The organism is Eubacterium pyruvativorans (genome assembly GCF_900102225.1).
In the GTDB taxonomy this organism is placed as follows: Bacteria; Bacillota; Clostridia; order Peptostreptococcales; family Anaerovoracaceae; genus Aminicella; species Aminicella pyruvativorans.
In genome coordinates this window covers 107,031-125,224 of record NZ_FNBF01000003.1, presented here as the reverse complement: position 1 = coordinate 125,224, position 18,194 = coordinate 107,031, and the positions used below count along the sequence as shown (strand labels likewise).

The following is an 18,194-nucleotide window of genomic DNA, read 5'->3' as shown; positions in this document are numbered from 1 at the left end:
TCCTCAACTGTAAATGACATTCTGGCACGGCATTGCCGGCAGGCAGGAGTTCCGGTTATTTCTGTTCACGGGCTGCGTCATACGCACGCTTCCCTATTGCTTTTTGCCGGTGTCTCGATTGCCAGCGTGGCACGCCGCCTCGGACACGCAAGCATGACGACCACACAGAAAACGTACCTGCATGTTATTCACGAACTGGAGAATCAGGACATTGACCTGGTGATGCGGGCTATGTCGAGTTTGAACTAAAGACGAAATGATTGCGGTCTGGTCTATATCGATGGGAAGTGAATGCAGCACGTGAAAGGAGGACCGAAATGTCACAGTTTGTATCGAACTATTTATCACCGCTGGGCGGAATCGTTCTGGCCGCAGACGAAGAGGGGCTGACCGGGCTGTGGTTCGAAGGACAGAAGTATTTCGGTGGAGGACTGTCGGAAGAGGCCCAGGAGGAAGAAACAGAGAGCATCCGGTCGGCGAAGCGGTGGCTGGATATCTATTTTTCGGGCCGGGAGCCGGATTTCACGCCGCCCCTTCATCTGACCGGGACCTTATTTCGGTGCGCTGTATGGAAGAGGCTGATGGAAATTCCTTATGGTGAGACGACGACGTACGGGGAGATTGCGAAGGAACTTTCTGCAGGCGGCGGAACGGAGAAGATGTCGGCGCAGGCGGTGGGGGGTGCAGTCGGTCACAATCCGGTCAGCATTATTGTTCCCTGTCACAGAGTTGTAGGAAGCAGAGGGCAGCTCACCGGATATGCCGGAGGACTGGAGCGGAAACGCAGTCTTCTGGAACTGGAACGGCGTCAGAGGTGATGAAATGACGGAGAGAATGGAAGAAAAGAAAACGAATTTTGCAACGGAAGAGGAGATGGAGAAACTATCCGTAAGTTTCCGTGATGTCCTGTCCAACCAGGCGTTTTTCCTTCAGATTCTGGATGATCTTCCCTTCGGATGTTATATCATGCATCCGGACCAGAAGGTGATTTACTGGAATCAGGAGGCTGAGCGGCTCATCGGCTACACACCCGGTGAAGTGGTGGGAAAACGGTGCGGGGCACTGCATCTGGCCTGTTCCTTCGTGGACGGAGGGGAAATCCCGATGCCCAGCTGTCCTGCCATAGCGGCATACCGCTCCGGGCGGGTGCAGTCCATGAAGATGTTCATGCGCAGGAAGGCCGGTGATAACCTGTTGATCCGGAATACCATGATTCCTCTCCGGGATGGGAACGGAAAAGTCCGGAACCTGGTTGCATTGTTCTTTCCGGTTACGGAGGATCCGTACGACGAGGAACGGATGCGGGATATCTACGAAGTGGCAACGAGGGACCCGCTCACCTGCCTGCCGGGACGCAGATATATGGAATCCTGCATTGACGAAGAAATCGAAAGATACCGGCGTACCGGACATCCGTTTGCCGTCATGTTCACGGATGTGGATCGTTTCCACGATGTCAATAACGGCTACGGGCACCGGGCGGGGGACGAGCTGCTGCGGGAATTCGGCCACCGGCTCCGGAACTTCGGCAGGCGGACGGACCGGTTCTGCCGCTGGGGCGGAGATGAGTTCGTGGGGATTCTGCAGCTGAAGTCCAGCGAGGATATCCGCGGTCTGGCGGAGCGTTTCCTGCAGCTTTCCGAAAGCACGGAGATTGTCTTGGAAGGAGAGAAGATCTCCTGTATGGCGGCCATCGGGATTACGGTGGTGCGGGAGGATGATGACCGGGAATCGGTGATTGCCCGTGCCGACCGGTATATGTTCAGGGCAAAGGGCGAAAACAGTACCCGGGTCGTGACAGATGAAGATTTTTTGTAAAATAGTCCGGGAAAGATGATAAATTCTGGGAATACGCCCTTGTCATCAGAGTTATAATATAACGATGAAAACAGATCGGACATCAGAAGGAGGAAGCTTGGGTGTGCTGGACAGAGTGAAGAATTTTTTCGGAACCGGCATTTCGGAAGAGGATTACAGGAAGTTGAAGGGCAGATTATATGAGGAAAACCGAAAAAATCTGATTTTTTTGTCCGGGATTCTTTTCATTCTGCTGATTCCCGGGACTATCTTCATCTACTTTTATTATGGCGCCGGTGCACGGTTCTGGATATACGTGTCGATTCTTTTCTGCCAGGTTCTTTCCCATGTTCTGGCGAAGGCCGGGAGGAAAAAGAAACCCGCTGATTCGAATTTTCAGATTTATCTGTTCAGCAGCATCCTCATCGGCTGCAGTATCCTGCTGAGTACGGTCATGAATTCTGAAATGATGGCGGTGAAATATATCGCTTTCATTCTGGCTCTGCCGATGTTTTTCACCGACCGGCCGGTTCGGATCGGCGTGTATATCGGCGGATGTACTGCGGTGTTTATTCTCTGTGCAGCGGCTTTCGATGCACGGAATGTGCTGGTACCGGATATCTCCCAGGCGCTGTTTTTCGGTATGATAAGTGTGATTACCAGCACGTATCTCACCCGGGTCAAGATTCAGCGTCTGTATTTCGAGTGGAAGTGGAAGGTACTCAGTGGGACGGATCTCATGACGGGGCTGAACAGCAGAAACCGGTATGAGCAGGATTTCAACCACTTCCCGAAGTGGTGCTGGGAAACCCTCTGCTGTGTGTTTCTGGATGTAAACGGACTGCATGAGGCGGACGTGAATCTGGGATATGACGCCGGGGACAGAATGCTGAAGACCACCGCATCGCTTTTCCGGGCTGAATTCGGGGAGGAGTATACGTACCGCATCGGCGGCGATGAATTCGTGGCGATTCTTCCTGATGCGGGAGAGGACCGGGTGCGGCAGGGCATCAGCCGTATTTACAGCGGAACGAAGCGATCCGGGTTCTCTGTTTCTATGGGTGTGGCCTGGATGAAGAAGGATCAGATTGATATGAATGCATTGACGAAAGCGGCGGCAGCTGAGATGTCAGAAGTGAAACGCCGGCACTATCGGAATGGGGAAAACGGCAGGAGGAGCAGATAACATGAAAACATACGAATTTTCATCGGAAACAAGGTCCTTTCTGGAAAATATTCCGATTCCGCTGGCGGTATACCAGTATGTGGACGATCAGATCAAGCCTCTCCTGGTTTCCCGGGCGTATCGGGATCTCTTCGGATACGACAGCTGCGGGGAGGCGGTATACAGCCTGAATACTGATCTGTACCGAAATGTCCATCCGGATGACATTGTCAGGATGGAAGAATACTCTTACCAGTTTGCCAACCGATCCGGAGACTATGATATTGTTTTCAGAAACAGGAGAGAGGATCAGCAGGAATACCATGTTATCCACGGAACCGGAAAGTATATCTCTGTAAACGGGGCGGATATCGCCTTTATCACTTACACAGATGAGACGGACGATGCCGGGGATGACAGTGTAGTGAAGGCGATGCTGACCACTCTGTCAGACCGGCGGTCTTCCTCCGGGAGCACGGAATTTTCGAAGCACTATGACGAACTGACGGGATTGCAGAACATGTCCCATTTCCTGGGCTATTCCATGACGGGCATTGAGAAGATCTGGGAGAAGGGGGAGATTCCGGTCATTCTGTATTTCGATCTGTGCGATCTGAAAGTGTATAACAGCCGGTTCGGTTTCCGGGCGGGAGACGGACAGATCTGTAAGCTGGCGAAGCTGATCCGGAATTATTTCGGCGCAGAGAATTCCTCCCGCTTCGAAAATGATCATTTCGTTGTCTATGCAGAAAATCAGGACATCGAATCCAGGCTTCATGAACTCTTTCTGCAGATGAAGCATGAGGAAGGGGGAGAAAACCTGGCGGTCAAGGTGGGGATATTTCCGTTCAACAATGACGGCACCCGGCTGACCGAAGCCTGTGACCGGGCCAGAATGGCATGCGGGTTCATTCCGAAAACACGCACCTCCACTTTCCTCTGGTTCGACGAGGGTATGGTCCGGAAAACTTCCTTCAAGTACTACATCATGCGGAATTTCGAGAAGGCACTGGAAAACGGATGGATTCAGGTCTATTATCAGCCCGTCATCCGCACGATGACCCGGACGGTATGCGGCGGCGAAGCACTGGTCAGGTGGATGGATCCTGAATACGGCAGAATCGCCCCGGGACAGTTCATTCCGATTCTGGAAGATACCGGTCAGATTTACAGACTGGATCTCTACGTGTTCGAACAGGTATGCAGGGATCATGTCCGGATGGAACGAAACGGAGAAGAAATGTCACCGATCTCGGTGAATCTGTCCCGGAAGGATTTCCTGCATGATGATCTCCCGGATGCCATCGACCGGATCTCCCAGAAGTACGGCGTGCCCCGGGAATTCACCAATCTGGAGATCACCGAGAGTGCCTTCATCCGGAACGTGGAGAAACTGGGTCCGTTCATCCGTCGGTTTCATCAGCTGGGCTACAATGTGTGGATGGATGATTTCGGGTCCGGATACTCTTCCCTGGGCATTCTGAAGGATTACTCTTTCGATGAGCTGAAGCTGGACATGACTTTCCTGGAAAACTTCAATGAGCGGTCGAAGACGATTATCACTTCCATTGTGCGCATGGCGAAGGAACTTGATATTTCCACTCTGGCAGAGGGCGTCGAAACCGAGGAACAGTATCAATTCCTGAAGAAAATCGGATGTGAGAAGATGCAGGGCTTCTGTTTCTTCCGCCCGATGCCGGCCGGGGATCTGTCCGTTCAGCTCAAGAAACGGGGATTTGTTGTAGAGCGGGCGAAGTGGCGGAGCTATTTCAACAGGCTGAGCCGCATCGACTATCTCACGGACAAACCGCTCTGCGTGGTGGATGATGACGGCCGCCGGCTGACGATACTTTTTGCCAACCAAGCCTACCGGGAGATTCTAAAACGGGATCATGTGTGTGATCTGAAGGATTGGGAGACAAAACTCAACACGCCGGGCGATCCGATTCACATTTTCCACCGGCAGTATGCGGATCAGCAGCTGAGAAAACTGCAGGGAACGCAAACCACCGCATATCCCTCCGGGGATCACTATATGCAGCTCAGCGGTCAGGTGGCGGCGGTGCAGGACGACCACTATCTCTATACCATGCAGATCCAGTATGTGGATATCGGTACAGGAAATGCACGGCAGATCAACCTGGAGACCATGAGTGATCTGTACTATATGTGCAGCGATATTGCGATCTACGACCTGGAAAATGACACCGTGGAGGGGGTGAAGTCCTCCCTGTCAGATCAGCCGATGGGAACGGGGGTGGAACAAAAAACGATTTCCTCGGTGATTCTTGCCTGGAAGGAAGAGTACTGTTATTTCCCGGATCGGGACCGGTTCGGGGAATTTGCGGATGTTTCTACCATGCGGTCCCGTATGGAGCAGAACGAAGATCATGCGCTCACGGGCTTGTTCCGGAGCATCACCGCATCCGGTGAGTATCACTGGTTCCTCCATCTGATCATGCCGGTGCAGCGGTCGGATTTCAACCGGGCCATGCATGTTACAATTGAAGCAGGTCTCCGGGAGGATGACCTGAAGAAGATGATATCCTCCTTGAGTGATGCTGCTTCCGGCCGGCAGAAAGAGGGCGTGACAGATGAGATCATCTGGAAGAATATCGTCCTGAATGCGAAGCGCATGTTTTTCTGGAAGGATGTCAACCGGAGATTCCTGGGAGCAAGCCAGAGTTTCCTCGACTATTTCGGAATTGATTCCGAGAAGGAAATCATCGGGAAAACGGACGAGGATATGGAGTGGCATATCGATCCGGATCCGTTCCGGAAAGATGAGGAAGCGGTCATCCGCTCCGGGAAAAGGGTTTTCCTGAGACGGGGAAAATGTATTGTAAACGGTGTGAACCGGGATATCATCGCCAGCAAGATTCCGATCTATCGTGACGGCCGGATTCTGGGCCTGGTGGGGAACGTGTTCGATGTGGAGATGTCAGAGCGGTTCTTACGGGAGGAAAAAAAGCGGTCCGGCGTTGATGAGATTACCGGCCTTGCCAATGCCCGGGGAATATCAGACAGTGTCTATTCCTATCTGCTGGAGCACTGGCGTACAGGAAACAATGTGGCCATGATCGAAGTATATGTCCCGGAATACAGTGAAATCATCAGGCTTTACGGGGACGATTCCGGAAACAGCCTGCTGCAGAAGATCGGAACGGTCCTGCGGGACTGCGCCGGAAAGAACTGCGTCATCGGCAGAGTCCGGAACAGCCTGTTCCATATTCTGACGTTCTATAACTCGAAAGAAGAAGTGCGGAATCTGGCCAGAAAGATCCGGCCGGCCGTCGAGTCCATGCGGAGGGCCGGCCAGTGGAGCGGGAACTGCAGTGTGGTGATCACAGTGTCTTATACGGATGCAAACAGCTCTGACAAGGAATCGTATATCGACGGCCTGGCGAATATGGTTCTGAATACCAGGGACTGTGAGAAGTTGTAGTTGTTGTGAAATGATGACAGACAGAGAGGAGACTGGCATGAGAAAGAAGAATATGCACATCGTTCTGGTTCTGACCATCGCCGCACTCATGGCCTTGATGACGGCCGGATGCGGAAAACAGGAGGTGACGCCGCGCCAGACTGCGGACCGGTTCCTGGACGCTCTGCAGTCCCAGGACCAGGATGTACTGAAGAAGGTGTATGCGGGCGGCAGCGTGAATCTGAAAGAGTCCCTCCAGGGGCAGAAAGACGATGCCGGTGCAGACGAAATCGAGGATGAAACGCTGAAGCTGCTCACGGACAAGCTGCTGGACTTCAGCTACCGGACTTCCGACGAGAAGATCGACGGAGACAATGCCACCGTGAAGGTGAAGATCACCACCTATTCCTTCGGGAACGCCTTCCGGGATTTCGTCACGGATTACATGAGTCAGGGCATGTCCCTGGCCATGAGCGGCGCCAGTGAGGAGAAGCTGTCGAAACTGGCTAATACCCTGCTGCAGAAACATCTGAAGAAACTGACAAAAAAAGATTTCGAAAAGACCGTCACGCTGTCCCTGAAGCGGAAGGACGGCCAATGGATTGTGCAGAAACTGGACAAGGACAGTGCGTTCGTGGATGCAGTGTGCGGCGGACTGATTACAACGTTTACCCAGTATGCGAATCAGCTGGGCCAATAGGCGGACCGGCGTGTGTCTACAGTGCTGTGAAACGATGGCATGAGGGTGCGCCTGGCGGTGCTGTGAAACGGCGGCATGAGGGTGGCCTGACGGTGCTGTGAAACGGCGGCATGAGGGTGGCCTGACGGTGCTGTGAAACGGCGGCATGAGGGTGCGAAATTTTGATTTTCTCGGATTTCGCACCTAAATCCCGCCGATTTATCCGGAAACCGGAGGCGACACGATTCGGGTGGGTGCGGAAACAGGAAAAATTTCATTTTCGCATCGTGCTGTCTGAACGCCAAATTTTTACACCGGAATTATTTTATCCGACTAACACATATCCCATATGTTCTCCGGCTTACCCGTCTGTTTTCCGCTGCGTCGCAGGTAATATCTGAAATGTCCGAACGACTGCTGGGTAATTTTGTGGCCATCGTCTCCAGAACGTATACAATCTGGCTGCCAGACCTGGTGCGATATTCCGTTTTTCTGCCAAATCGCACACTCGGAAGCGGACGGAATATATTACTCAAGATTTTCTTTTGTTTTCGCACCCTGTGAAGCGTAAAAAATGTGCGGAACCGGCCCTGATGGACGGTTCCGCACATTTTGTATACATAATGCAGAGCAATTGCCGGCAGCGAGCAAGTTAAACGTGATGATTGTATACGATCTTTCAGCCCGGCCGGCTGTGGGAAGTAAATGTATACGATCTTTCAGCCTGGCCGGCTGTGGGAAGTAAATGTATACGATCTTTCGGCCCGGCCGGTCTGCATCATGCCGATCAGGCATCTTTCCGGTTCTCCAGCTCCCTGAGGGCATTCCGCAGGTGTTCGCCGGTAGTCAGTCCGCCGCTGTGGATCGGTGTGGTGAATTTCCGAACGTTCCGGAGAATCTTTTTTTGTCCGCCGGTGAGGGCGGAAGCGTACCGGATGCCCACGCCGGACAGGGTTTCGTAAGCTGCTTCGGCCCGGGCATTGAATTCCTCCCGGAAAGCCTTCATATCTCGGATGAGGTGGGAGAGGCTGGCCTCCGTCAGGGCGAAATCAGCACCGAAACCGGCTGCCAGGATCAGGGCCAATCCTTCGTAGAGCATGGGATGGACGGTGCCGTGCATGCTTTGCACCAGGGGGATGAGCCAGCGGACCACCACGATGCCCGCCGCACCGAAACCGATGCTGGCCGGAAGACAGATCCGCCCGTTGAGATTCAGGGGCATGCTGCTGTAGTCCCACCAGCGCATGTGGAAGCGTTTCTCCAGAACCCAGGACGTGGCGTACTCGGCGACGGCACTTCCCGCCATACAGATCAGGAAGATGCCCCAGGCGGGCATCGCACCGCTGGAAATCTGGGGAACGAAGCGGGACAGGATCATGACCGCCACGACGCTGGCGCCGTAGATCGGACAGATTGGACCGAAGAGAAAGCCCCGGTCCTGCCAGGCCTTTTCCCGGATGGTGCAGTAGAGGGATTCCCATACCCAGCCGAGAAAGCTATAGAAAATGAATTCGACGAAATACTGGGACAGAATCATGAACGGCCTCGCTTTCCCAGGGTTTCCCACACTGCGGAAACCTTGTCCGCCAGGCAGACGATGCCCGCCTCCCGGCTCATTGGTATGTGAAACAGCGTGAGGGGCCACATGTGGGTCCGGATGACCTGCTTCGCCCCCTCCGGAAGGTCGAAGTCCTTTTCGGCCCGTTCCAGCGCCGCCTCCGGGTGGGTGAGCCCGTGCAGATGTCCCGCATGGTGGTGCCAGTCATAGAGATAGTAGTCGTGGAGCATGCCCCCATAAAGCAGAGTTTTCGGATTGGCGTTCAGGTGCAGCGCCGCATTGATCCGAAAGCTCATCCTCGTGACGGATTCCGCGTGCTCCAGCGTGGACACTCCGCCGTGCTGGGGAAATGCCGCCATGCGGCGGACCCGCGGGTCTTTCGCCAGCGTGCGGATCATTTCTTCGTAGTTTATTTCTTTTCGATTTTTCACGATTTCTCCTCCTGCATAATACATCTATTATATGCGAACGGGGTCTGCGGGGGAAGAGGTAATTGTGAAGGGGCGATGGTCCGGGGGAACGCATTCCGGGGAAGGAAGGCGGAACGGACGGAAGCAGGGGGAATACGCCGGTTGTCCGGGAGTGCCGGTACGGCTATAATGAAACTGGCAGGAAAACCGGCTCCCCGGGTCCCTGGATACAGATCCGGATACAGACTCGGAGGCCGGAGCCGGAAACGGAGGTACATGATGATCGGAGCAATTATCGGTGATGTGGCCGGGTCCCGCTTCGAGTGGGACAATCATAAGTCGAAGAATTTCGAACTGTTCACCCCGGCGTGTTCCTTGACGGATGACAGCATCCTGTCCCTGGCGCTGGCCCGGGCGGTGCTGGAGACAAAGGATAACCGGGATGATCTGCCGTCCCGCGCAGTTTTTTGTATGCAGAAACTGGGCAGGCAGTACCCGGATGCGGGATTCGGAGAACTCTTTATCCGCTGGCTGGGGGAGGAGGACCCGAGCCCTTATCAGAGTTACGGAAACGGTTCCGCCATGCGGGTCAGCCCGGCGGCCTGGGCGGGCAGCAGTCTGGAGGAAGTGCTCCGTCTGACGGATCAGATCACGGCTGTGACCCATAATCACCCGGAAGGGATGAAGGGAGCGGAAGCTGTAGCGGCGGCGATTTATCTGGCCCGCTCCGGAAAGAAGAAGGAAGAGATCCGGGACTATATAACGGTGCATTATGATCCGCTCCTGTTTACCATCGACGAGCTTCGGCCGTCGTACACCTTCGATGCCACCTGCCGGGGGTCGGTTCCGGAAGCGCTGGAGGCCTTCTTCGAGTCTTCGGATTTCGAGGACGCAGTCCGCACGGCGGTTTCTCTGGGCGGGGACAGCGATACCATCGCCGCCATGGCGGGATCGGTGGCGGAGGCGTATTACGGCGTGCCGGCGGATCTGATCCGGCGGACGGTGCCGTTTCTGGATCATGATCTCATGGCGATTCTTCTGGATTTCGAACGGATGTACCCGTCGAAGGCCATGGGGGATGGATCGGGGGAGAGCCTCACAGTGTATGAGGTACTCAGGCAGTGCGGAATGTGAATCCCGGGGTGGCGGACGGAATGGGCTGTGCTGGTATTTCGTCCGCTTCACCCTTGCAATCGCCGGCCGCAAGGTATATTATAGTAACCGTGAATTTCATCATATGAATCGGGGGAGCTGAAGAGGCTGAGAGTAAGCGTGTGCTTAGACCCTGGAACCTGTTGGATAATGCCGACGTAGGAAGATTGACTGATACGTTCGTGCTCCGGCAGGAACGTTTTTTTTCGTTATAGGAGTCCGTAAACGGATTTCAGAAGGAGGAATGATTATGAATACAAGTGTTGCGATTCAGGTGCTGCCGACCACTACGGATGAAGAGGAAGTCATCCGCATTGTGGATACAGTCATCGACTATATCAAGTCCACGGGATACAACTACTATGTGGGACCGTTCGAAACCACCATCGAGGGGGATTATGACGGGCTGATGGAGATCGTGAAGAACTGCCAGCTGGTGGCGGCGAAGGCGGGCTGCCCGGCCATGAGCACGTACGTGAAGATCGCCTATAAGCCGGAGGGGGATGTGCTGACCATCGACAAGAAAGTGACCAAGCACCATCAGAAGTAACGGCGGACCGATGAGAAAGAGTATTACCGATAAACTTCCGGCTGTTGTCGCACTGATGATCATCATTCTTGGATGGTACGCTCTGAGTGAGAGCGGCATTGTGCCGGCATATATGCTGCCCTCGCCGGTGGATGTGGCCCGGACTTTTGTGACGGACATGCCGACGCTGCTGTCCCATGGGAAGGTCACGATGCAGGAAACCCTGTACGGACTGGGACTGGGCATTCTGCTGGCCTTCGTGATGGCCACTGTCATGGATCGGTTCACGGTGCTGGACAAGGCCTGTTATCCGCTGATCATCATTTCCCAGACGATCCCTACCATCGCCATTGCACCGCTTCTGGTTCTCTGGATGGGATTTGGCATGGCGCCGAAGATCACGCTGGTGGTGATCACCACGTTTTTCCCGATCTCCATCGGGCTGCTGAACGGATACAAGGGGGCGGACCGGGATGCACTGAATCTCCTGCGTTCCATGGGTGCCAGCGAGCTGCAGATCTTCCGGCATGTGAAATTCCCGGGAGCGCTGCCGGCGTTCTTTTCCGGACTGCAGATTTCTGCGTCCTACGCTGTGGTGGGCGCCGTGGTGGCGGAGTGGCTGGGCGGCTTCGAGGGTCTGGGTGTATACATGACCCGGGTGAAGAAGGCGTATGCCTTTGACAAAATGTTCGCGGTGATTATTTTCATCGTCATCATCAGTCTTCTGCTGCTCCTTCTGGTCCGGTTGATCGCGAAGATCTCCATGCCGTGGGCGGCGCCGGAAAATCGTTATGAAAAAGAAAGGAAATTGAAATGAAGAACTGTCGGAAAATCATTTCTGCTGCACTGGCCGTGGCACTGGCGGTGGTTTTCACCGCAGGATGCGGGAAAACCAGTTCCGCACCGGCGAAGAAATCCGGGAAGGGAGCGGCGAAGAAGGTCACTTTTTGTCTCGACTGGACCCCGAACACCAATCACACCGGCATCTACGTGGCGAAGAAACTGGGATATTACAAGGACGCCGGCATTGACGTGAAGATCGTGCAGCCGCCGGAGGACGGTGCGGCCACCATGTGTGCCTCAGGGAAGGCACAGTTCGCCGTGGAGGCCCAGGACACCATGGCGGCAGCGCTGGATTCGGATGCGCCTCTGGGCATTAGCGCTGTGGCAGCCATTATTCAGCACAACACGTCCGGCATCATGTCCCGGAAGGGGGACGGCATCGACCGGCCGAAGGGACTTTCCGGGAAGACCTACTCCACATGGGAGTCGCCGATTGAACTGGCGATGATCCGGAACGTGGTCAACGGGGACGGCGGAAGCTATAAGTCCATCAAGAAGATCCCGAACAATATCACAGATGAACCGGCGGCGCTGAAGGCGAAGCAGACCGATGCGATCTGGGTATTCCAGGGCTGGGGCGGCATCAACGCGAAGGTAGAGAACGTTCCGGTGGACTTCTGGCGTTTCGCTGACATCAATAAGGTGATGGACTACTACACGCCGGTGATCATCGCGAACAACGACTTCCTGAAGAAGGATCCGGAGACGGCGAAGGCGTTCCTGAAAGCGACGCAGAAGGGATATGAATATGCCATAAAGCACCCGGACGAGGCGGCGAAGATCCTGATCGCAGGAGACGATACCGGTTCGCTGAAGGGATCGGAGAAGCTGGTGACCGAGAGCCAGGAATGGATGGCGAAGCAATATGCGAAGGATGCGGATTACTGGGGACAGATCGATCCGAAGCGCTGGAATGCCTTCTACAAGTGGCTGTACCAGAACAAGCTTTCGAAGACGGATCTGACAGGAAAGGGATATAACACGAAGTACCTGTCGAAGTAGGAAAGTTCTTCGGGAGGAACTGCAGGCGGCCGGAAAAACGGCAGGCGGAAGAAATGGAGTACGGACGGAGTACAGATGGAATTATTGCGCACAGAGAATGTAGTGAAAGAGTACGGCGGGCAGCGGATCCTGGACGGGATCAGCATTGAACTTCATCACGGAGAGATCGTTTCTCTCCTGGGGGTCAGCGGCGCCGGAAAGACCACGCTTTTCAATATCATTTCCGGGTTGGTGATGCCGGAGTCGGGCCGGGTTTTCCTGGATGGCGAAGATATCACCGGATCACCGGGGAAGATCAGTTACATGCTGCAGAAGGATCTGCTGCTGCAGCACAAGAAGATCATTGACAATGTCTCCCTTCCTCTGGTGCTGGGGGGAATGAAGAAGGCGGAGGCCAGGAAGAAGGCGGACGCACTGTTCGCCGAGTTCGGACTGGACGGAACTCAGATGCGTTACCCTTCCCAGCTTTCCGGCGGCATGCGGCAGCGGGCGGCGCTGCTGCGCACCTACATGGCCTCGGAGGGGGTGGCTCTCCTGGACGAGCCGTTCAGTGCGCTGGATACGTTGACAAAAAGCAGCATGCACCGCTGGTATCTGGACATTATGAACCAGATTGATCTGTCCACCATTTTCATCACCCATGACATCGACGAGGCGATTCTGCTGTCCGACCGCATCTATATTCTGAAGGGCCGGCCGGGGCGGATCACCTGTGAGATACCGGTGACGGAGCCGAAGCCCAGATCCCCGGAATTCAATCTGTCTGAATCCTTCCTTGCCTACAAGCGGCGGATTATTTCGGAGCTGTAGAGCGGCACAATGCCGGCATGATGACGATTTTTTTATCGGCATTGTGCCGGCGTTTTTCAGTATATTGCCATGGCGGGCGCACAGATGTCCGAAGATGTACAGATGTTCCGGCAGTGCACAGACGTTGGGAAAGTGGTATACTGTAAGGCAGAGAATTCAAAAAAATGTCTTATGACATGTCTTATGTTACAGGAGGATATCACGATGATGAAAATCGAACAGCTGGATGTGAATGGTACGAATGCGCAGGGGGTTATGCTGGTTGCGCCGGGAGGAGAAGGTCACCCGAACATGATCGTTGTGACATGCCGGAAGGGGTATCTGATGTGCGGATATCTGAATCTGGATGCGGCGGAGAAGTTCGGCGATGCGGCGGTACTGGTGGGCGGAGCTGACTTCGAGGCGGTTCTGACGAATCCGATTAAGGGCATGACCACAGCTGCGAAGGAAGCCGGTGTCCGGGAAGGCATGACCGGATCCGAGGCGGCTGCCGTGCTGAATGCGCAGTAGAAAGACCGATCATTCGAAACAGACATGTAATACAAAACAGACATGAATATTTGCGTCGGGCGCACGGAATGATTTTTTTTGCCGTTGGGTCCGGCGCTGTGTTATGGCAGGAGGGAGTGTCATGGAAGAGTTCACCAAGGAATCTGTTCGGGAGCTGGTATCGGCATTCGTCCGGGAATACGCCGGAAACCACGGTGACGAAGCACTGTGGCGGGAGCCCCTGGTCGGTTTCGCGGCAGCGGGCAGCCCGTATATTCGGAATCTCCCGGAAATCGTCACACCGGACCACCGGCTGCCGGAAGATTTCCTGCCGGGCGCCGAAGCGGTGATCAGTTACTTCATTCCGTTTACGGAAGCGCTGGGGCATACAAACCGGAGCGAATGTCCGGGGGCGGGAGAGCCGGGTCCGGGACAGTCCGACGATGAGCCGTATGCCTCCCGTGCCTGGGCGGATGCCTATGCGGAAACGAACCGGATGATGGAGGCGCTGGACGAGATGCTGGTTTCCCGTCTGCGGGACGCCGGGTATCACGGAGCTGTTCCCCATGATATCGGCCTGGACCCGAAGACGATCATGAGTCCCTGGTCCCAGCGCCACATTGCCTATGCGGCGGGGCTGGGGACCTTCGGTCTGAACAATCTGCTGATCACGGAGCAGGGCTGCTGCGGACGGTTTCACTCGGTCGTTACCGATGCGCCGTTCCCGGCAGATCCGGTTCTGACGGAGGAGCGCTGTCTGTTCCGGCGGAACGGTTCCTGCGGAGTCTGTGCGAAGCGCTGCTTCTCCGGTGCTCTGACCACGGCGGGCTTCGACCGGAAGCGCTGCTACAAAGTTACTGTCCGGAACGCCGCCCGGTACGGGGCGGACAAGGATGTCTGCGGAAAATGCAATGTGGATCTGCCGTGTTCCTACGGGATCCCCAGGTAGTTTCCCGGCAGCGGATTTAGGAGGAAGAATTTCAATGCAAGAGCACATCAGACAGGAATTGATGAAGGAAATTCCGATTACTGCCTTTCCGGGCATCCGGATCGGACAGGTGGAAAACGCCGAGGCCGGAACCGGATGCACTGCCTTCCTGAGCCCGGAAGGGATGCGGGCCGGCCTGGACGTGCGGGGCGGCGGGCCGGCATCCCGGGACAGTCAGCTGCTGAATCCGCTGATGGCAGCGGAGCGGATACACGGCATTCTGCTGGGCGGCGGCAGTGCCTACGGACTGGGCGCATCCGATGGTGTGATGCGGTATCTGGAGGAGAAACGGATCGGACTTGCGGTGGGGGATATGATCGTGCCCCTGGTCTGTCAGTCGGACATTTTCGATCTGACGGTAGGGGACGGAAATGTGCGGCCGGACCCGGCCATGGGATATGAGGCGGCGCGGCAGGCCATGGAGGCGCCGAATTACCGGGACGGGAATTTCGGCGCAGGATGCGGGGCGACGGTGGGAAAGACCGCCGGCATGGAGCATTGTATGAAAAGCGGCATCGGCAGCTTCGCCATTCAGCTGGGAGATCTGATGATCGGCGCCGTTGCGGTGGTGAACGCCCTCGGGGAAATCCGGGATCCGGATACCGGTGTGCAGATTGCAGGGGTGCGGAACGGGGAGAACGATGGTTTTTTGTCCACCCTGGATCTCATGGCGGAAAGCGCAGAAGGGAAGGGCGAACCCGGGCGGCCGGCGGAGAACACCACCATTTCCGTGCTGATGACGAACGGACGGTTCGAGAAGGCGGCGCTCTGCAAGCTGGCGGGGATGGCCCACGACGGATATGCCCGGGCGATCCGGCCGGTGCATCTGTCCATGGACGGAGACAGTATCTATGCGGTGTCTCTGGGCATTGTGCCGGCGGACATGGATCTGGTGGGTGCGCTGGGAGCGGAAGTGATGAGCCGGGCGATTGTGCGGGGGGTCACTTCGGCGGAGCGGGCGTACGGATATCCGGCGGCCCGGGACCTGGGGTTCTCAATAAACGTATAGAGTCCGTGAAAGAGAATAGAAATAGAAAACAAAGGAGGAATCCGTGAGGGAGTTTAGTGAACAGCCGATTTTCGAAAACGGCAGGGCGATGCCGGTCTTTCCGTTTACAGATGGGAAGACCGGAGCGGCGTATGACCCGGAAACATCGGCGGTTGTACGGTTCTGCGTCTATGTGGAGACGGATTATGACATGGACGGAGATGGCCGACGGGACCTGGTCAAAGCTTTCGTACAGGTGCCCCGGAGTGCCGTGATGGGGCACTACAAGGCGCCGGTGGTTTTCGAAGCCCGGCCGTACTGCGCCGGAATCAATGCGGACGGATATGATCATATGAAGGAGACGGCGGCGGGAAATTATGCGGATTTCGATCTGTCCCGGGATCTGGATCACCCGGCGCCGGCCCGGAAACCTGCTTCAGAGATCACCGCCATGGAGGCGGCACTGGCCGCAGACCCTGCCGGCTGGTATTACCCGGACCGGGGCAACGGCGGAAACATGGTTTACGAGAACATCGATAATTTCAACTACTACCTGGTCCGGGGTTTTGCGGTGGTGGTCAGCGCCGGATTCGGTTCCAAGGGTTCCGACGGGCTGGAGTTCGTAGGTTCCCGCTATGAGCGGGACGCCTTCTGTGCTGTGGTGGAGTGGCTTCACGGTGACCGGCAGGCTTTCGCGGACCGGGCGGGGACGGCAGCGATCCGGGCGGACTGGTGCAATGGCAATGTGGGCATGACGGGGCGGTCCTATGCGGGGACGATGCCGTTCGCGGTGGCTTCGGCAGGGACAAAAGGTCTCAGGACCATCGTTCCGGTAGCCGGCATTGCAGATTGGTACAGCCAGCAGAATCAGCAGGGCGCTCAGCGCTACTGGCCGGAAGAAATGCTGAACAGCTTCCTTTCCTACTACTGCAGCAGCCGGTACAGCGACGACCTGACGGAGGAGCAGCGCTCCAGGATGGATGCGTTCCATCACGCCCTGAGTATGGAGCAGCTGAAAACCGGCACGGACTACAGCCCGTTCTGGGAAGACGGAAATTACACGCTGCACGCCGACCGGCTGAACTGCTCCGCCCTCATCGTCCACGGGCTGCATGATGAAAATGTTTCCACCAAACAGTTCGAGATGATGCTGCGTTCCTTCCGGAAGGCGGGACAGACCGTGAAGCTGATCCTGCATCAGGGTTATCATATGACGCCGGCCATGCCGGACAAGGGGTTCGGAATCCGGGTGAACGGGGCATTCTACGAGGATATCGTGAACCGGTGGTTCTCCCACTATCTGTTCGGTGTGGAGAATGATGCCGAGGATATGCCGGCGGTGCTGGTTCAGAGCAACCTGGATCAGCATGTCTGGGAGCAGGCGGCGGACTGGGAGACCGGCCGGTCGGTTCAGCTTCACTTCGAAGACGCCGACGCTTCAGACGACGCTGCCGGGGAGAAGGCCGAAAAAAACATTGAGACCATCGATACCGACTGGGATGCGGCCGGCATCTGTCAGGAGAATTTCGATGAGCGTATGAGTCTCTGTTCTTCCAATATGAACCGGCGGTATATCACTGCGCCGCTGGAGGAGGCGTGTACCATTCAGGGCACCGTGCGGGTGGACTTTCGGGCCGCCCTGGCCGGCGGAGATCCATCCGGCGGATATCACGCCGTGAATGCCCACGATGCGGATTCCCTCACATTTTCTCTGGGCACCTCCTCTGGTCAGCAGGATGACCTGAAGCTGACCGTTCTTCTGGTAGATCTGGCGGACGAGCCGTTCCCGTCGATTTTTGCCGAAGACCCGCAGCGGAACGTCATCCCGACAGATGTGGTCCGGCAGGGCGCCTTCGAAATCGGCGGCGGACTGAAGCCGCTGGATGAAGTGGAATTCCGCACGGAAGAGAAGAACTACAGCGTCATCACCCGGGCGTACATCGATCTGTGCAATCCGGACTCCGGATATGAACCGGAGACGGCAGCGGCGGGCATCCGGCTGGAAAAGGGAGAATTCCATGATTACCATGTCTATCTGAATGCCGCCCGTTATACTGCGGCGCCGGGGCACCGGCTGGCGGTGGTGATCGGCACGGAGGATCCGGTGTACTGTCTGATTCACAAAGTGTATTCGGTTCAGATCGATCGCAGCACGGTATCGGCGGAGGTGCCGGTTCTGTGATCCGGTGCTCTGTGATCCGGTGTTCTGATTCGATTTCCTGATTCGGTTTTCCGGTCCCGGGTTTCTTCCCGGGACCGGTGGCAAAAGGCGGAATTGATGAAGATTTTACAGTGGACGGCGCCGGACTGTGCTATCATTTCAGATGTATGAAGAGATGGATGAATCATTAAGGAGGCAG

At 55.9% G+C, this 18,194-nt stretch carries 16 protein-coding genes and 1 pseudogene; 15 read left to right on the top strand and 2 right to left on the bottom strand.

Annotation, left to right across the window (positions count from 1 at the left end):
• The 6 genes and pseudogenes from BLQ24_RS02235 to BLQ24_RS02210 all read left to right on the top strand — a co-directional run.
• Positions 1-249: pseudogene (locus tag BLQ24_RS02235) on the top strand (tyrosine-type recombinase/integrase); the annotation flags it as partial.
• Between the two features lie 68 nt (positions 250-317).
• Positions 318-818, top strand: a complete 501-nt coding sequence (locus tag BLQ24_RS02230; protein WP_090162208.1) for a methylated-DNA--[protein]-cysteine S-methyltransferase — start codon at positions 318-320, stop codon at positions 816-818.
• 4 nt (positions 819-822) lie between these two features.
• Positions 823-1,818, top strand: coding sequence for a sensor domain-containing diguanylate cyclase (locus BLQ24_RS02225; protein ID WP_176755846.1), 996 nt, complete (start codon positions 823-825; stop codon positions 1,816-1,818).
• A gap of 103 nt (positions 1,819-1,921) precedes the next feature.
• A complete protein-coding gene (locus BLQ24_RS02220) occupies positions 1,922-2,983 on the top strand; it encodes a GGDEF domain-containing protein (RefSeq protein ID WP_176755845.1) in 1,062 nt (353 codons plus the stop codon).
• Between the two features lies 1 nt (position 2,984).
• Positions 2,985-6,407, top strand: a complete 3,423-nt coding sequence (locus tag BLQ24_RS02215) for an EAL domain-containing protein (RefSeq protein ID WP_176755844.1) — start codon at positions 2,985-2,987, stop codon at positions 6,405-6,407.
• 37 nt (positions 6,408-6,444) lie between these two features.
• Positions 6,445-7,086 (top strand): DUF5105 domain-containing protein, encoded by a 642-nt coding sequence (locus BLQ24_RS02210; RefSeq protein ID WP_163439961.1) that lies wholly within the window; start codon positions 6,445-6,447, stop codon positions 7,084-7,086.
• A 766-nt stretch (positions 7,087-7,852) separates the two neighbouring features.
• Here BLQ24_RS02210 and BLQ24_RS02205 read toward each other — a convergent pair.
• Positions 7,853-8,602 carry a putative ABC transporter permease gene (locus BLQ24_RS02205; protein ID WP_090162198.1) on the bottom strand — a complete coding sequence of 250 codons (750 nt, stop codon included), beginning with the start codon at positions 8,600-8,602 and terminating at the stop codon, positions 7,853-7,855.
• Complete coding sequence (locus BLQ24_RS02200) at positions 8,599-9,054, bottom strand: HD domain-containing protein (protein ID WP_242869559.1); 456 nt, start codon at positions 9,052-9,054, stop codon at positions 8,599-8,601. Before BLQ24_RS02200 ends, BLQ24_RS02205 begins: the two co-directional genes overlap by 4 nt.
• Positions 9,055-9,312: 258 nt before the next feature.
• Here BLQ24_RS02200 and BLQ24_RS02195 point away from each other — a divergent pair, with 258 nt between their 5' ends.
• The 9 genes from BLQ24_RS02195 to BLQ24_RS02155 all read left to right on the top strand — a co-directional run bounded on the left by BLQ24_RS02195 (position 9,313) and on the right by BLQ24_RS02155 (position 18,016).
• Complete coding sequence (locus tag BLQ24_RS02195; protein WP_090162249.1) at positions 9,313-10,167, top strand: ADP-ribosylglycohydrolase family protein; 855 nt, start codon at positions 9,313-9,315, stop codon at positions 10,165-10,167.
• Between the two features lie 268 nt (positions 10,168-10,435).
• Complete coding sequence (locus BLQ24_RS02190; RefSeq protein WP_090162196.1) at positions 10,436-10,735, top strand: thiamine-binding protein; 300 nt, start codon at positions 10,436-10,438, stop codon at positions 10,733-10,735.
• Positions 10,736-10,745: 10 nt separating this feature from the next.
• Positions 10,746-11,531: an ABC transporter permease gene (locus tag BLQ24_RS02185; RefSeq protein WP_090162194.1), complete on the top strand. Its 786-nt coding sequence runs from the start codon at positions 10,746-10,748 to the stop codon at positions 11,529-11,531.
• Complete coding sequence (locus BLQ24_RS02180; RefSeq protein ID WP_090162192.1) at positions 11,528-12,559, top strand: ABC transporter substrate-binding protein; 1,032 nt, start codon at positions 11,528-11,530, stop codon at positions 12,557-12,559. Before BLQ24_RS02185 ends, BLQ24_RS02180 begins: the two co-directional genes overlap by 4 nt.
• A 75-nt stretch (positions 12,560-12,634) precedes the next feature.
• Positions 12,635-13,369 (top strand): ABC transporter ATP-binding protein, encoded by a 735-nt coding sequence (locus tag BLQ24_RS02175; RefSeq protein WP_090162190.1) that lies wholly within the window; start codon positions 12,635-12,637, stop codon positions 13,367-13,369.
• Positions 13,370-13,573: 204 nt separating this feature from the next.
• Positions 13,574-13,879, top strand: coding sequence for a DUF1805 domain-containing protein (locus tag BLQ24_RS02170; protein WP_163427949.1), 306 nt, complete (start codon positions 13,574-13,576; stop codon positions 13,877-13,879).
• 121 nt (positions 13,880-14,000) lie between these two features.
• Complete coding sequence (locus tag BLQ24_RS02165) at positions 14,001-14,807, top strand: epoxyqueuosine reductase (protein ID WP_090162187.1); 807 nt, start codon at positions 14,001-14,003, stop codon at positions 14,805-14,807.
• A 34-nt stretch (positions 14,808-14,841) separates the two neighbouring features.
• Positions 14,842-15,855, top strand: a complete 1,014-nt coding sequence (locus BLQ24_RS02160) for a P1 family peptidase (RefSeq protein WP_242869558.1) — start codon at positions 14,842-14,844, stop codon at positions 15,853-15,855.
• A gap of 43 nt (positions 15,856-15,898) precedes the next feature.
• The gene (locus BLQ24_RS02155; protein WP_242869557.1) at positions 15,899-18,016 is read left to right on the top strand and encodes a CocE/NonD family hydrolase; all 2,118 of its coding nucleotides are present in this window, start codon (positions 15,899-15,901) and stop codon (positions 18,014-18,016) included.
• Positions 18,017-18,194 lie beyond the last annotated feature (178 nt).

Excerpts from the sequence above, each read along its gene's own strand:
- BLQ24_RS02230 (WP_090162208.1), top strand. The coding sequence starts at position 318 with ATGTCACAGTTTGTATCGAACTATTTATCACCGCTGGGCGGAATCGTT.
- BLQ24_RS02225 (WP_176755846.1), top strand. The coding sequence starts at position 823 with ATGACGGAGAGAATGGAAGAAAAGAAAACGAATTTTGCAACGGAAGAG.
- BLQ24_RS02215 (WP_176755844.1), top strand. The coding sequence starts at position 2,985 with ATGAAAACATACGAATTTTCATCGGAAACAAGGTCCTTTCTGGAAAAT.
- BLQ24_RS02210 (WP_163439961.1), top strand. The coding sequence starts at position 6,445 with ATGAGAAAGAAGAATATGCACATCGTTCTGGTTCTGACCATCGCCGCA.
- BLQ24_RS02205 (WP_090162198.1), bottom strand. The coding sequence starts at position 8,602 with ATGATTCTGTCCCAGTATTTCGTCGAATTCATTTTCTATAGCTTTCTC.
- BLQ24_RS02195 (WP_090162249.1), top strand. The coding sequence starts at position 9,313 with ATGATCGGAGCAATTATCGGTGATGTGGCCGGGTCCCGCTTCGAGTGG.
- BLQ24_RS02190 (WP_090162196.1), top strand. The coding sequence starts at position 10,436 with ATGAATACAAGTGTTGCGATTCAGGTGCTGCCGACCACTACGGATGAA.
- BLQ24_RS02185 (WP_090162194.1), top strand. The coding sequence starts at position 10,746 with ATGAGAAAGAGTATTACCGATAAACTTCCGGCTGTTGTCGCACTGATG.
- BLQ24_RS02180 (WP_090162192.1), top strand. The coding sequence starts at position 11,528 with ATGAAGAACTGTCGGAAAATCATTTCTGCTGCACTGGCCGTGGCACTG.
- BLQ24_RS02175 (WP_090162190.1), top strand. The coding sequence starts at position 12,635 with ATGGAATTATTGCGCACAGAGAATGTAGTGAAAGAGTACGGCGGGCAG.
- BLQ24_RS02170 (WP_163427949.1), top strand. The coding sequence starts at position 13,574 with ATGATGAAAATCGAACAGCTGGATGTGAATGGTACGAATGCGCAGGGG.
- BLQ24_RS02165 (WP_090162187.1), top strand. The coding sequence starts at position 14,001 with ATGGAAGAGTTCACCAAGGAATCTGTTCGGGAGCTGGTATCGGCATTC.
- BLQ24_RS02160 (WP_242869558.1), top strand. The coding sequence starts at position 14,842 with ATGCAAGAGCACATCAGACAGGAATTGATGAAGGAAATTCCGATTACT.